General features: G+C 65.2%; 7 protein-coding genes. 2 read left to right on the top strand and 5 right to left on the bottom strand.

The features are described from left to right. Window positions 1-11: 11 nt before the first annotated feature. The 4 genes from WDLP6_RS28880 to WDLP6_RS28895 all read right to left on the bottom strand — a co-directional run bounded on the left by WDLP6_RS28880 (window position 12) and on the right by WDLP6_RS28895 (window position 2,171). Complete coding sequence (locus WDLP6_RS28880; RefSeq protein WP_162570795.1) at window positions 12-572, bottom strand: peptidoglycan recognition protein family protein; 561 nt, start codon at window positions 570-572, stop codon at window positions 12-14. Between the two features lie 154 nt (window positions 573-726). Continuing rightward, window positions 727-1,224 (bottom strand): hypothetical protein, encoded by a 498-nt coding sequence (locus tag WDLP6_RS28885; RefSeq protein WP_162570796.1) that lies wholly within the window; start codon window positions 1,222-1,224, stop codon window positions 727-729. Window positions 1,225-1,412: 188 nt separating this feature from the next. Further along, window positions 1,413-1,682: a hypothetical protein gene (locus WDLP6_RS28890; protein ID WP_162570797.1), complete on the bottom strand. Its 270-nt coding sequence runs from the start codon at window positions 1,680-1,682 to the stop codon at window positions 1,413-1,415. An 18-nt stretch (window positions 1,683-1,700) separates the two neighbouring features. After that, on the bottom strand, window positions 1,701-2,171 hold the full coding sequence (locus WDLP6_RS28895) for a hypothetical protein (protein ID WP_162570798.1): 471 nt from the start codon (window positions 2,169-2,171) through the stop codon (window positions 1,701-1,703). Between the two features lie 278 nt (window positions 2,172-2,449). Here WDLP6_RS28895 and WDLP6_RS28900 point away from each other — a divergent pair, with 278 nt between their 5' ends. Both WDLP6_RS28900 and WDLP6_RS28905 read left to right on the top strand, forming a co-directional pair. Further along, window positions 2,450-3,601 (top strand): glyoxalase superfamily protein, encoded by a 1,152-nt coding sequence (locus tag WDLP6_RS28900; RefSeq protein ID WP_068674476.1) that lies wholly within the window; start codon window positions 2,450-2,452, stop codon window positions 3,599-3,601. Between the two features lie 371 nt (window positions 3,602-3,972). Next, window positions 3,973-4,746, top strand: a complete 774-nt coding sequence (locus WDLP6_RS28905) for an SPOR domain-containing protein (protein WP_083944162.1) — start codon at window positions 3,973-3,975, stop codon at window positions 4,744-4,746. 348 nt (window positions 4,747-5,094) lie between these two features. On the opposite strand, the gene WDLP6_RS28910 is transcribed toward WDLP6_RS28905, so the two are convergent. Then, complete coding sequence (locus tag WDLP6_RS28910) at window positions 5,095-15,024, bottom strand: choice-of-anchor D domain-containing protein (protein WP_162570799.1); 9,930 nt, start codon at window positions 15,022-15,024, stop codon at window positions 5,095-5,097. Window positions 15,025-15,178: the final 154 nt, after the last annotated feature.

Raw genomic sequence — 15,178 nt, forward strand, 5'->3', positions numbered from 1 at the left:
CCGCCGGCACTTCAGGCTTGGTGTTCTCCCTGATGCCTAGTCGCAAGAAGGTCCTGAACATCTGCAATCAACTCGAGCTTGCGAACGTTGGTGCCGGGGCACGCATGCGTGGTCTCAGGGTCCTCGCGATGGAGCTTCGTGGTCATGGGCTCGAGCCCAAGAATGGCGCAAAGGGTGGCCATGGCGGCAACGGTGTTGTGCCGAACCTTCAGCCCTCTGCCGGCGTCGAACGCGTCCCTGTCGAAGTCGCCGAGCATTTCGATGCCGAGTGACTGCTTGTTCCACGAAGGCGAGTGCACGCCTGACATCGTGAGTGGCGTGAAGACCCAAATGCGCTTGTCGTCAATGAAGAGGTGAGGGCCCGCGCTCCATTTCATCTTGTCCCGGTAGTAGGTTGCGAAGTTGCCCATGTGCGTCTTCGTGAATCCGTTCGGCCGCTGCGCCAGGGTCGGTACACCCGTGTTGTGGACGACAAGGAACGAGGGACGCCAGGCAGTCCAGGCCAAGCTGTGGCAGTAGGTGTCGAACGCGTCGACATCAAACGACTGGTCGACAGTAACCTTCCAGGCCATAGGTTCCTCCGAGCTGCTGCTTTAAGCGGACGAACTCCCCTGTTGCCAATCATCCATCGTCCGGTACCTGAATGCAATCGAGAACGGCTTCTTTCAGACCTGATGCCCGGCCCAAGGGGCCAAACGCATGCAATGCGCAGAGGGTACCCGGCGGCTAGCCCCGATGCTCTGTTCGCCCGTCCTTGTGGAGCCAAACGCCGCCTTCCAAGTAGCCCGGCTCGCCATTTCCTGGACTTACTGCCTGGAACAGCTGGGCAGCTTCGTCGTGTTCGGCTCGATAGCGCTCGTTTGACTCCTTTCGACCCAGGCCGGCCTTCTGGAAAAACGAAGGTTCTATCTCCTGGTCCTGGGTGAAACAGTGCGATGCGTCGTTGACGCGTTGGTGGACGGCTGTTCCGCTTTCCTCAAAGTTGTACTCGGCCACCCAATCGGCCTCGCGTCGGAGGCTGATGCTGGCATCGCCTTTTTCGTTGAGCAGCTCTTCGAGCTTAAGGGGCGTCACGACGACGTCGACTCCGCGTTTGCGGACCAGAACGAACATCGTCCTTGCCGCGGTCGCGAAGTAGAGGGCTCCCATCCAGCGAGAGGAGGCGGTCGCCTGCATCTTGAAGCCCTTGGCGCGCAGTTCTGCAATCAGCTCATCACGGGTCATCGCTTTCCTTTCAGCGTGCTCGACCTGGGCCCGCCAAGCGCGCCGCCTGGCTGAGCCGGCACCAGTTCGGCGGTAAGCATTGTGTCTTACATTTGAACCGCCATCCCTCGACCCAAGGCAGGCAGGGCGTCGGGCCTGCGCGGGTTCGGTGGTTTCGCCCGGTCGCCGGGGCAGGCGCTCATTTCATCTCAGACGTCTCCGATGAGCGCATCACGCGCCGATTCACGTGCCGCGTGGTCCTCGTGGAAGCGCACCCGGGAGCGCACGAACTTCTTGGCGCCACGCTTGGCATTCGCGTAGCCCTGATGGCCGTTGGAGTTGTCTCCGCCGAAGCAGGTCCCGATGGTGCGGTCTGACAGTGCCGAATAAGAGCCGGCGCCGTCGAGGGGGCTGTGCCGATAGCGCTCGCTGTCCTTGCGGGACTTGTCGCCCTGGCGGCGGTGGTTGGTCTTGCTCATCGAGAACCCTTCGCCTGGTCAGAAGCTGCTGTGAAAGCCCCGCTCGAACGGGAAGTTGACCTTCAGCACTTCCGCGGCCAAGTGTCCGGAGTCGTACAGCGCGGTGACTGCTTCCCGGAAGGCGACCACCTTGGCCGGCTGCTTCCCCCGCCAGTGCTCGACGGCTGAGAACCCCTTCACGACATAGACGCAACCGGAGACGAAGTCCGGGGCCCTTTCCTTGGAGCGCAGAACCCGCAGCGTGCAGGTCGCGACGTCCCAGGACGCGCCTTCCTTGGGGTTGGGCAGCTGGATGTAGATGCTGGGGTCGCTGAACGAGGACTCGTTCCATGCGCAGATGGCGGGGAACCCCGAGCGAAGGAGCTGATTTTCCAGGCGCAGCAGCAGAGCCTCGATGGCCAGGTTGCGGGCTTGGTAGAAAAGCTCGTTCATGCCGCCAGGGGTCGGCTGGAGCGTTCGGAGCTTCGTAATCTTCTGAGCGAGTTGCATGAGATGCGTGGGGGTGAGGCGCGGCGCGCGGGTGGGAACCTATAGCGGAACCGTCTTAAACCCGCTTGGGGCACTGGCCTCGAACCGCCGCGCTCCCTATACCAGGAAGGCTGCCAAAGCCTGCCGCGCGAGCCTCTTCGGAGGTCCGGTAAATTTGGCGGTTCCCAGAACCCTGTCAGACGCAGCTTTCCCAGTCATTCCGACTGGCCTTGCTGGCAACTCGCGCACCCAAGCTTTACCCCTATCGGAGGCCAGTCAGAACCTGATTGGAAACAAAAATGGACATTTCTCAAAGCAAGCTCAAGGCCAAAGTTCTCTCGACGTACCTGCGCGAGATTGGCTCGCCCATCAAGCACGGCCAGGCGCTCGACGCCATGGCCCGCATCAACGGGCACCGTACCTGGAACGAGTTTTCTGCATCTGCACAGAACGTCGACCTGGCGCCTGCCGTGTCGCAGACCATGCATGTGCTCCCTGTGCTCAGCGTCTTCGCCGGCCAGCGCGACACGTTGCGGGCCCCTGCTCGCATCAAGTCGGACGACAACCGCATGACGGCGGACTTCGATGCCACTGCCTGGCTGGACCAGGCCAGCGACAAGGAGCTCTCGGACCTGGTTGAAATCGGATTCGGAGGCGACTACGCATCCGACGCCGCCGGCGAGTTCATGGGCGCGCGGGACGCAGAGGTCGATGCGGTGTTCAAGTACATCGAGCGGGCGCAGGAGTTCCTCGGCCGCCGGGAATCACTCGGCTTCGAAGTCGACGTGAACCCGGAAGGTGTCTGGGCTTACCTGCGGGCGTTCCGGTACGCGCTGTATGTCCGGCTCACCCTGGCGCAGCATTTCGGTCCGGTTGCCAAATGGCCAGCAGACCTTGTCGTCTCGCGGCTGAGCACTGAGCCCGCAACCTTCGTCATCGAAACGCCCGGCGTCAAGGAAACGAGTTTTGCAGACGAGGACTTCGCCTGGACGGCCGTTGGCCGCGCCCTGGAGGAAGGCCTCGCGGACGAGCGCGGCATCACGATGGAGGCCGAGGAAGTCGCCCCGTGGTCGGGAATCCGGGAAGGCAGCACACCCGCACTGCCGACTCTGGTTCCCGGCCGTTTCCTGGAGGAGGGTGGCAAGCACCTGGTGCTGGCGGGTACGTCCCCGCTCACGCACGCGGAGCTCCGCCGCATCACCGACGATGGTGAACACGTCCTGGACGTCGTGCTTGGCGTAGAACTAGAGGACATCGCCTCAGGCATTGACTCGCTCAACGACCACGTTTCCGAGCGCATCACTGGCGGCATCTGCGACCTCACCGGTCTCAGCTACCACGGCTATGCCGGCGCGGACGTTGCCGACCTTGCGGGCAACTTTGGCGCCATCATCCGCGTCCGGGCGCACTGGACGCCGATTGACGGCATCGAGGACGACAACGAAGGCTAACCCCGTGCGCCCCTGAGCGCTCATTCGACCCTGCTGGCAAGCGATTGCTGGCAGGGTTTTTTCTTGGCTCCTCGAGGCGCTACGGCGAGACCGACGTCGACCTTCGCGACTCCGGGTTCGGGAGGCACGAGCACCTCGAGGACCTCTAGCGCATCTTCAAGGGCTGACGCCCTTTTCGGTTCTTGCAGGCTGTGCAGGCTTTGCCTGACAATTTCGACCGCTGGACGTCCGCAACGGCGTCAGGCTGGCCAATAAGCTACCAAGTCAGACCTGAGGTCGCTGGCTCGTGGGTGCTGCTGCAGGTTCTGCTCCAGCGAGCGTGTTGCCGAGGTCCGCCTGCGTCGAACAAGATTGGAGAGGAGAAGTCGGGAATGGAACCTGGAGATTTGGCCGCAGGCGCAGTGCGCCGGAGCTCGCCAGGCCTGGCGCGCCTCGCACGGCTCCTCGGGTGGCTGGAGCTCATCCTTTTCGGGTTGGCTGTTGCCTCCATCGCCATCTCCGCGCAGAACATCTTGGCGGGAGATGCCTTTGCACTCAGGTCATTGAGGTCGTTCGCAAAGGTTTCCGCTTGGTTCTTCGGCCAGTGCCTGTGGTGCACAGGACGCGAGACCACAGGGGGCATCCTGGCGAACCTGGCTGGGGGTTTCGGCTACCTCCTCGGGGTGTTCTCCCCGCTGGTGTTTGGGCTAGGACTGGGCATTTTGCGCAGGGCTGTCGAGCTTCGCGCCTCAGCTCTGGACAGGGCGGCGGGCACACCTTGGCCCGCTGTGTGGCTGCGCCCATCATTCCTTGCTCCGGCGCTCGCGGCGGCGGGTAGCCTGGTGCTCGCGCTTAGTGCCGTCTACAGCAGCTCGCGGCCCGCGTCGTCCCCTGCAAGACCGTCTTCGGCTGAAGCGTTTTTGGATTCGCCTTCAGGAACATCCCTGTTTGTCGTGCAGGTGGGCGTCTTCGAGAATGAAGAGGAGGCGAACCGCGTCCAGGCGATGCTGGAGCGCGTCGGTCTGCGTCCCTTCGCCACGGCGCCGCAAGGAGGGAAGGTGCGTGTGCGCCTGGGGCCATACCCGAGTCGCGATGACGCTCTGACGGCCGCGCAGGCCGTAAGAAGGCTCGAACTCCCAGCCGCGGTGCTCGACGTCAGCCGTTGAGGGCCGCTTCGCCCGAAAGCGAAACAAAAGTGCCTGCTCGAGAGGCGCAGACGGGCAACGCCTGCTAGCGGGCCTCTCTTCAGGAGCAGACGCTGCAGCGAGAAAAGGGCCCCCGTGTGATGCTTCACAGGGGGCCAGGGTCGTCACGCAAGAAGGGAGGAGGAGAGGGGTATTGCAGCGCGACGACGATGCAATCATGATGCACCCCTCCAATGAAGGGCGTCGGCGAGTATGCAGCGGCTGGGCAGGCCGTGTCCTAACCCGAAAGCTCCAGGCGCGCCCTAACCAGGATGCAAAAGAACAGAGCCCGGGTTCTCCCGGGCTCTGTGATGTGGCCGCTTGTCGGCTTCAGCTGAACTTGAACTGGAGCCTGGTGCCGTACTGCGTGTAAGGCGTGGGAGCGACCGGGCCGTAGGTGCCCGTGGTCAACGCCTTGCGGGTAGCCGTCACCTTCACGACGCAACTGGCGCCGGGAGCGACATTGCTGCACGCCGACATGTCATAGGTGAAGTTCGCCGGGACAAAGTTGTTGTAGCCCGTCACGTTGTTGATTCCGGTCCAGTTTGCATTCTGCGTCCCGTCGTTGCGCACGGTCGCATTGAGTGTCTTCGACGTGCCCACGGCCAGTGCACCGAAGTCCACCAAGCCATTAGCCGGTGAGACGACGTTTGGTTTGTTACCAAGGATGGTTGCGGTCAGTGGCTTCACGCCCTTGATTGTCCCGCCATCGGGAATCGTCGCCGTGTATGCAACGCTGTAAGTTCCTACCCCGATACTAGAGCCAGCGCTCAGGTAGAACGAGAGTGCGCAAGTTTGACCAGGCGGAACGTTCACGCAGTTGTTGCTATCTCCAAAGAATGGGCTGGTAACGCTATTTCCGAATACCACACTAGGGATGGTCGCTGTTCCCGTGTTCAAGAACTCAACGCTGTCAGGGTACCCCCCGCTGTTGTACGGCACAGCAAAGGCCGGATGGTGCACGACAGACAACTCACGATAGACCCCTGTGCCGGAGACCGTGAAGCTCGTCTGCCCCCCCGGGCCGTCGTGGAATACGGTGACGAGGGCTGTGCTGATACCCATCGTCGTTGGCGTGAAGGCAATTCGGACTGCGAAGTCAGTTGCACCAGAAGGTGCAGTAGCCGCGTCGAAGCCAGGCAGGTCCCGTGTCACTGATTCCAGGTAAGGACTTGCGTAGTTCGTTATCGAGCTCGCCGTTGTCGAATCCCGAGAGCCTCGACCTGTCGCGGCAATCTTGAACGGGGTACCCGACTGGACCTGAACACCGGTGAACCGGACCGCACCCGCCGTCCCCATGTTGCGCACGAAGAAATACTTGAACGAGGAGCTGCCGACGAGTGCATCGCCGAGGGGAGTGGGCGGCACATACCCCGGGCCCTCGGACACTGCGAAGCTCACGTCATACGCCGTGCGCGCAGTGAGGTCGAGCGGCAGGGGGGAGACGTTGTCGCCGTTGTGCTCGACCAGTAGCTGCGCATTGAAGTCGCCAATCTTGTTCGGAGCGAACTCAATCCGGACGTACGAGCCGGCCGGGAGATTGACGGCGACGTCGCGAGTTCCCGCCGGTGGAACGGCCCCTGTATATGAGGCAATCGAAAAGGCCGAAGCATCGGGTCCGACGATGCGGAATCTCGTAATTTGGAGGCTGCCCGCTTGCGTAGGGTTCACCACATAGAAGACCTTACCCTTTGATGCGTTGACGCCGTTCGGGTTGTACGTGACGAGGCCGAAGTCGGGCGAGACGACAGGGTCGACGGCAGATGAGCTGTCCGACCAGGCCGCGGTCGCCTGCACGCCCGTGCCCTCTAGCTGAAACGTCGTGCTGCCGCCAGGTCCGTCATGGAACACCGTCACCGTCGCTGTGACCCTGCCGCGCTGGGTCGGGGTGAACTTGAAGTTGAGGGCCAGGTCGGTGGACGTGGCCGGCGCCGTCGCGACATCCGCCCCCTGCATGCTGAAGCTTGCCGAAGTGGCCCCTGCCGGGAACGTGGTGGTCGGTCCATACTGCGTCTCCGCGCCGCGGCGTGCGAAATTGGCCGAAACCGCCGTGAATGCGGGGTCGCCCGTCAACTGGATGCCGGTATACGTGACGCTTCCGCGCGTGCCGACATTGCGCACAAAGGCCGTGCCGGTGGCGGTTGCGCCCACGGCAACGATGCCCTTGTCGACATTCGCGGCTTGCAGGACGACATCACGCACGCCCTGGCCCTGCAGGTCGAGTGCCAGCGGAGACGTGTTCATGCCGTCGTGGTCCACCAACACTTGCGCTGTGTGGCTCCCGGACTTGGTCGGCGTGAACTGGATGCGAAACGACAGGCTCGGGTACGCGCCCTCGACCATGTTGGCCGGAGACACGTCCTGAGTCGACACAGAGGTGGCGCCGCTGTACGCAACAATCTTGAAACTCGCTGCGTCAGGGCCGGCCAAGCGGATTCGGTTCACGCGCAGCGTTCCGACCCCGGTGGTGTTGACGACGAAGAACGTCTTCGCCACCGCCTCGGCAGGCGCGCCTGCTTCGCCGTTGAAAGTGGCGGAGCCCAAGTTGCCATTGGGCACCGCTGCGGGCGAACCGGCGGTCTCAGACAGTGCTGCCGCTGCGCGCACGCCCTCCCCGCTGATTTCGAAGGACGTCTTGCCGCCAGGGCCATCGTGGAAGACGGTCACGGTGGCCGTGTGCGCCCCGGTGGTGGTCGGCTTGAACTTCAGCTGGGTGTACATGTCCGTCCATCCGCTCGCAACGGACGGGTCCGTCAGCGTTCGCGTGTACGCGGCGTAGCGCGTACCTGCGGGATAGGGCGTCGCGCCGTTCTTGTTCGTCACGGTAGCCGCGCCGGCTTCGGAGATGGAGAAGGCCGGCGAGCCTACGACCTGAATTCCCGTCACGGTGAGGCTACCCACCGTGCCAAGGTTGCGAACATAGGTCGTCAGGGTGGCCTCGGCTCCCAAGCCGACGCTCGGGAACGAGGGAATCGCGACCTCACCTGCGCCGCCGGAGGCCACCACACGCACGTCGCGCGCGCCGGTTCCCCTGAGAGCCAGGATGGTCGGAGAGCCGTTGTCGGCATTGTGCGAAAGCAACAGCTGCGCGTCGTGCTGGCCCATCCGGGTCGGCTGGAATTGCACGGTGACACCGAGCGGTGAAGTGGCGCTCGTTTGCGCCATCTCCAGTGGCGCGATGGATTGCGCCGGCAGGCGGTCGCCCGCGGCTTTCGGCGAAATGGACGTGATGTGGAACGCTCCCGCGTCCGCGCCCACGAGTTGAAGGTCGCTCACCTTGAGCAGCTTGCCCTGCGATTCCGTGGTCAGCAGATAGAAGGTCTTGACTGCTGACCCGGCAGCTTCGGATGCCTCGTTGTACGACAGCGTCCCGAAGTCCCCAGAAGGCGCAACCACGGGCAGGGCACTCGAGCTGGAGAGCTCGGCCTTGTTGAAGTACTGCGCTTCACCGTACAGCGGCAGTTGCACCTGGCGCGCGCCGTTGTACCGAATGGTCAACTGTGCGTTGTGAACGCCCTTGGCCAGCGGTGCGTAGGACAACACGACAGCGAGGTGGGGGTAGGCGCCGTTGCCGACGTCAACGACCGCGCCCGTAGCGCTCAACTTATCGGGCGCAATCGTAGCGCCGCTGACCTTGTTCGAGCCGCTGCTGGCAGCTGCCACGACATTCGTGATGCGGAAGTGGGGAGCGTCGGGGCCGGTGATGGTAATGACCGGCTCGTTGATGCGCGTAGCGGCTGCCTGGACCAGGTTCAGCAGGTAGATGTTGCGTGCGACCGCGGGGTTGCCCTGGCCGGCTTCGCTAAGCGCGGCCACGACGCCGAAGTTTCCGCTGACCAGGCCGAGCCCACCCGCGGAGTTCGACAAGGCGAAGTCGGGTTCCTCGACCGTTGCGAACAAGGAAAGCGGCGCCGTGGAGCCGCCCTGCGGCACGGAGGTCGCGGCGACCACGGTCCCGGACGCGGCGCCCAGGGTCGAACCGGTGGCGATGACCTCGACGGTGCAGCTGGCCTTTGCCGCCAAGGAGGCGGGGAATGCCTGCGGGCAGGTGCCCTGTGTCCCGAGCGAGAAGACCGAAGCCGTCGGGGAGCTGACGATGATGCTCGAGAGCATGACCGGCGCCGTGCCGGCGTTGGTGAGGGTCACCGTGCTGGAGGCCGAGGAGCCCTGCGCCACGGCACCGAAATTGCCGCCGGCCGGACCCCAGGCCAGGTCGGCCGCCGGAGCGACGTACTGGATGGCGGCCGGAAGGCTGGCGGTGCCGGCGACGTTCGTCACGCTCAGGGCAACGCTGCCTTCGGCGACGATTGTGCGCGCTGGCACGGTCACAGTAGCCTGCGTGAGGCTGCGCACAACGATGGTCGCAAGCCGGCCTTCAACCGTTGCGGTCATGCCGGCAACAAAGTTGGTCCCCGACACCTGGGTCGTCCACCCGCCCGCGAGGGACCCGGACGCGGGGGACACGTCAGCGATGGTCGGTGCAGCCACGTACTGGACAGCACCAGCGCGCGACGCCGTGGTCACGCCGTTGTTCACCAGGCGCATGTCCGCGAGGCCCGCGGCGTGCGCCGGCGCGGTGACGGTCAGCTGCGTGGCGCTGACGAGGTTCACCGGTGCGGCCTCGACGCCGCCGATGAAGACCTGCGTCGTGTCGGAGAAGCCCGTACCTTGCACGACGACGGTCGCGCCGCCGGCCGCGGGGACCATGCTCGGGCTGACGGCAACAATGCTCGGCGACGAGGCGGTCGCGGTCAGTGGGACGGTCAGCTGGCCGGCGGTCGTCATGATGACCAGTGACGAGCTCAGAGCGCCATTGCCCTGGCCGGTAGCGCGCACGAGGATGTCGCAGGACGAGCCGGCGTCGATGGCTTCGCCGCATGCGTTTTCTGTTGCGAAGCCGGCTTGACTCGTGAGCGAGACCGAGCTGACCCGCATCGGGAGGGTCCCGGTGTTGTTCACGGTCACCAGGCGGTCTTGTGGGGCCGTGGAATAGACGACCCCGAAGTCCACCGCGGTCGGCGTAGCCTGGGCGGTCGTGGTGATGCCGGTCCCCGTCAAGGCGACGTCGATGGCGCCTGCGGAGTTGGAAGTCGACAGGCGAAGCGTGCCGGTGCGCGGGCCGGCGCCGGCCGGCGTGAAGGCGACGGCAACTTGGCACTGCTCCCCGGCCGCCAGGATGCCCGGGCAACCAGAAGTCGCGCCGTAGCTCGAGGTTCCGGCAGTCACCTGCGCGGAGTACACGGCAACGCTCTGGAGGCCGTCGTTGGTGAGGGTCACCACCTGGGGTGCCGACGTGAATCCGACGGGCTGGTCAGCAAAGGACACGTTCGTCGGAGTCACGGAGATGTGCGCCGGCGGGCCTTCACCAGCCAGGGACACGACGCGGGACTCGCCAGAGAGCGGAACGATGCGCAGCGCAGCTTCATGCCGGCCGGCCATCGTCGGCGAGAAGGCGACAGTCACGGTGCAGGACTGGCCCGCGCCCAGGGAATCCGGGCAGGACGGCGTGGCGGTGAATGCCTGGGCGCTGTCGCCCTCAACCGTGATGCCGGTAATAGGCAGTGCCGCGGTACCGACGTTTTGCACCTGGACGGACAGTTGGGCTGAGGCTCCGATGGCGAGTGCGCCGAAGCCCAAGGTCGCCGGGTTGACCGCGAGCACGCCGATGCGGCCCACGCCATTCAACGCCACGCGGGCGGTCTGGGTCGTCGGGTCGTTGGTCGAAACGAGGAGCCAGTCAGCGTGCGTCCCGCCGGTGACCGGTGAATGCTGCACGAACACGCTGCAGGTGCCCTCCGGCGCCACGGAGGAGCCGCAGGTCGTGCGCTTGGTGAACTCGCCACCGATGCCGATGCCGGAAATTTGAAGTGCTGCCGTGCCGGTATTGCGCACGACGACTTCCTGCTCGGCGGATGCCGTGCCCACGTCGTCGGAGCCGAAGTCGAGTGCGGCGGTCGAGAGCGAAAGTTTCGGAGCGGTCACTTGCGTCTGGACGCTGGCCAACTCAACCTTCACCGTTTGCTGCGTCTCGGTCACGAGCGTGAGCTCGGCCTGGTCCTCGGAACCGCTGCCGACATATTGAACGGTCAGGTCACAGTACTGGCCGGTCGCGATGAGCGTGTCGCAGCCGGTGGTCACAGAGAAGCTGGCGCTGCCGCTGACGATGCGCTGATTGAGGGCCACGGCGTCGGGCCCCTGGTTCGCAACCCGGACCTGCTTGCTCGAGGGCGTGCCCAGTGCAACGTTCTCGTAGGTCAGCGCGAGTGGCGTCACGGTGACCGTGGCGGCGGGCGCCTTGGCGACGCCCTGCACGTGCAGGGGCACGGGTGCCAGCGACACATCGGCCGTCTTGAAGCGGATGTCGAGTTGGGCGGCATGGTCGCGCTCCTCGCGGGGCGTGCCGCTGACCACGATGTCGCAGCTGGTGCCTGGGACCAGGCGTACCACGCAGTCGAGGCCGCGCGAGAAGGCGGCGAGGTCCGAGCCGTTGAGGTTGATGCTGTCGACCACCACGTCCACGTCGCCGTTGTTGCTCAGCCGCAGCTTTTGAGAAATCGACTTGTTGATGACGACTCGCCCGAAATCGACAGCCGGCTGGCTCAGGGACACCGAGGTGGCAGGTGCCGTCGTGGACGTGCCGTAGCCGCTCAGGGCGACCGCAATGGATGTGCCGGCGCTCGTCTGGACCAGGAGGCGGGCTTGCGTGGCGGATGCCGCGTCCGGCTGGTAGGCAACCAGGGCGGAACAGGATTGACCGGGCTCGAGGCCCAGGCCGCAATCGTTGTTGGCCGCAAACTGGTCAGCACCTGTGCCCTGCAGACTGATGCCTGTGAGCTTGGTGACGGCGCTGCCGCGATTGGTCATCGTGACGACCTTCGCCGGCGAGAGCTCGCCCACGCGCACGCCACCGAAGGCGAGGGTGGTCGGCGTGACCTCGATGTAGCCGGAGCTGCCCACGCCGGACAGCGGAACGAGGAACTGGGGCAGTTTGGCGTCGTTCGAATCGATGACCAGCGCCGAGCTGTGGAGGCCCGCGCCAGTCGGCGCAAAGATGACAGCGACCTGGCACGACTGCTGGGAAGCCAGTGCGGAGCCGCAGTTGCTGCTCTGGTTGAACGCAGCGGTGTCAAGGACATCCAGGCCGCGAATATCCAGCGTGCCAGTGCCGACGTTCGAGACGTTCACGTAGACCACGGAGGAAACCTTGCCGACGGCGGTCGACGCGAAGGTCACCTGGCCAGGGGACACCCGGATGGATGCGGTGCCTTCCTCGCCATCTCCGCCACCGGGGGTCGTTGCGGACAGGTTCACGACGGCAGTCGGATTGGACAGGTCGTTGGAGCTGAGGGCCAGCGACGCGCTGCGTTGGCCGGCCGCCACGGGCGTGTAGGCCACGGTCAACTGGCAAGAGCCGTGCGGCGCCACCGGGGTGGTCGTGCAGTTCTCAATCACGTTGAACTCTGCGGTTCCCGTGAGCTTGAACGTCCGGATGACCAGGCTCGCATCGCCCTGGTTGGTCACCGTCAGCGTCTTGCTGGCGGTCTGGCCGAGTGCGACGCTGCCGAAAGAAAGGGATGCGTCACTGAGCCGCATCGCCGGTGCTGCTGCCGTCCCCGCCAGCGGGACGGTCAGGCGCTGGCCGCCCGTGGATTGCACGGTCAGCATGCCCGCTTCGGCGCCGCCGGCGGTGGAGTTGTAGCGCACCGTCACGCCGCAGGAGGCGGCGGGGGCGAGGCTGCTCGAGCAGGCGGAGTTCACCAGGCTAAAGGCTTCGCCCGTCACCGTAGCGCTGGCCACGCCGACTGCAGTCGTACCGACGTTGTCGATGCGCACCACCCGGTCGAGCGGGGTGCCAATGCTCCCCCCCCCGAAGTCGAGGGCGTCCGGCGTCGCAGCGAGGAGCGTGGGGGTGGCCGTGGTGCCCTGGGCGGCCACATGGACGCTCAAGGCCTGGCCGTTACCGAGCGATGCCGTCACCTCAGCCGAGTACGTCTGGGCGGCGGCCACGTCAGCCCGCACCTGGACCTCGCAGGAGGCCGTTGCACCCAGGCTGGCGCCACAGGTGCTGGTGGTCGTGAAATTCGCGGCGTCCGCGCCCGTCACGTTCACGCCGGCGATGGCGACCGCGGTGGCGCCAGTATTGGTCAGCGTGAACTTGCGGGTGACCGCCTGGGGGATGCCCACCGAGCCGAAGTCGAGCGACTCGGGGAACACGCGGACGTTGCCAGCAATAGCGGCACCCGCCCCGGTCAGGAGAACGGATTTTTCGGTGCCGTCGGAGGTCTGGACGTCCAGGGAGCCGGCCCAGCTGCGACCACTCGCGTTGGGGGTGAACTGGACCGCGATGGAGCACGAGGCACCGGCATCCATGGCGCTGCCACAGTCGTTGGCCAAACTGAAGACCTGGTTGCCGGGAGCGCGAACGCCCACGCTCGAGACCCGGATGCTGCCGGGGCCCGGGTTCGTCACGGTGACTGTTTTCGCGGCAGAAGCCACGTCCTTGGCCACTTCGCCGAATTCAAGGGACGCCGGTGAGACGTTCACCTCGCCGACGAGACCTTGTCCCTTCAGCGTCACCAGGGCCAAGGGTTGGCGGGGGTCGTTATTCTCGATGGCCAGCGAGGCGAGAGCCTGCTTTCCGTCCAGCGGTGTGAAGCTCACTGCGACTTGGCACGACTGGTTCGGCTGCAGCGGGGTGCCGCAGTTGTTGCTGCTCGAGAAGCGCTCGGGGTCGGTCACGCCGATGCCATTGACTTCCAGGGGAAGGCGGCCGGTATTGGTGACGTCGACAGTCTTGGTCGCGGCGGTCAGTCCGACGCCGACGCTGCCGAAGTCCACGGTTGCAGGTGCAACCTGGATGCGCGGCGAAATGACATAGCCGGTGAGCGGGATTTGCAGGTTCTGGCCTTCGCCCGTCGTGACGGTGAGGGAACCGCCCGCGTAGTCGAGCGCGGCGGCCGAGAACTGGACTTCGAGGTCACAGGTTCCCTGGGGCGCCAACTCGTCGGTGCAGCCGCTCAGCACCACGAAGCTGCTCGCGGGCGAGGCAGACGTTTGCATCACGTTGGCCGCAACGGTGCCCGTGTTCGTGAGTCGCACCGTCCTCTTGACCGCGGCGTTGAGCGTCGTCTCGCCGAAGTCCACGGTCGTGGGGGCTGCGACCAGCTTGGAGTTCAGTGCAACCGAGCGCGCGACCAGGCCGACGGCGGCAGGGCTTGCGGGGTCATCCGACGCCAGCTCGAGGCTGGCGCTGTAGGACTTGTGCCCCGTCGGGTTCAGGCTGACGTCGATGGCACATGTCGCACGCTCGGCGAGCGCCTCCGGGCATTGGTTCTGGAGGGTGAAGGAGCCCGCGTCGGCGCCCTTGAGCGCGGCCGCCGAGAGCTGCAGCGCCTTGGTTCCCGCGTTGACGAGGGTGACGGTCCGCGTCACCGTGCCCGCATCCGGTTCCAGGGTCCCGAAGTCCACGGTCGAGGAGGTCACCAGCTTCGGTGTCGGCGTTGTGGGAATGGTCTCGGTGCCGCCGATACCCAGGAGCCAGACGTCGCGCACCTTCTCTCCGCTCTTCACGCGCAGCGCGCCCATGCGTTGACCCAGCGCCGTCGGGGTGAACGAGACGGTCACGATGCAGGTGTTGCCTGGCGCGAGCGAACCACCGCAGTTGTCGCTCAGCTTGAAGTCACCGCCGCCTGCCTCGAGCAAGTAGGGCTGGCTCAGGCTAACCGGCGCCGTGCCCGTGTTCTTGATGGCGAGCTGCTTGCTGGTGCTGGTGGTCCCGACTTTCCAGGTGCCGAAGTTCCAGCCGCTGTCGGAGATTTCCACGTCCGACAGCAGCGGCACGGAATTGCCCAGGAGTTGCGCTTCAGCCTTGGCGCCTGCGCCATGGACCGTCAAGGTGCCGGTATGGAGGCCTGCCGTCTGCGGGAGGTACGAGACCAGCATCGTGCAATCGCCACCGGCAGGCAACATCGAGCAGCCCTGCGTGTCGATGGCAAAAGGAGCCTCCGCGCGTACGGCCATACCTGCCACGGGCACGTCGCTGTGGTTCACGACCCTGACAGGGCGCGTGCTGCTTTGCGTGCGCGCGACATCCCCGAAGTCCGTGGCCGCGGGCTGAATCTCCAAGTCCGCCGCGCTCTGACCGACCTTGAGGTCGATGGGAATGCGGTACATGTGTTCTGAAGCAGCGGCCAGGACGGGTTGCAGGGCAATTGTTGCGCTCAGCAAGGCTGAAACGGCACGTTTGAAGTAGGGTCGCATGGGTCGGAACTCGTCAAGGGTGCGGGCGAAAATTGCCCGTATTTAGGCGTATTCGAAGGTGTAGCGAATCACCTTTTAGCTCGCCAGCGCCTAAAACCCAAGGTCTTTGGGGCGTGGATATAGGGCGGCTCCCGCTCTAGCCTCATGGGGAAAC

The sequence above is a fragment of the Variovorax sp. PBL-E5 genome, from assembly GCF_901827185.1.
In the GTDB taxonomy this organism is placed as follows: Bacteria; Pseudomonadota; Gammaproteobacteria; order Burkholderiales; family Burkholderiaceae_C; genus Variovorax.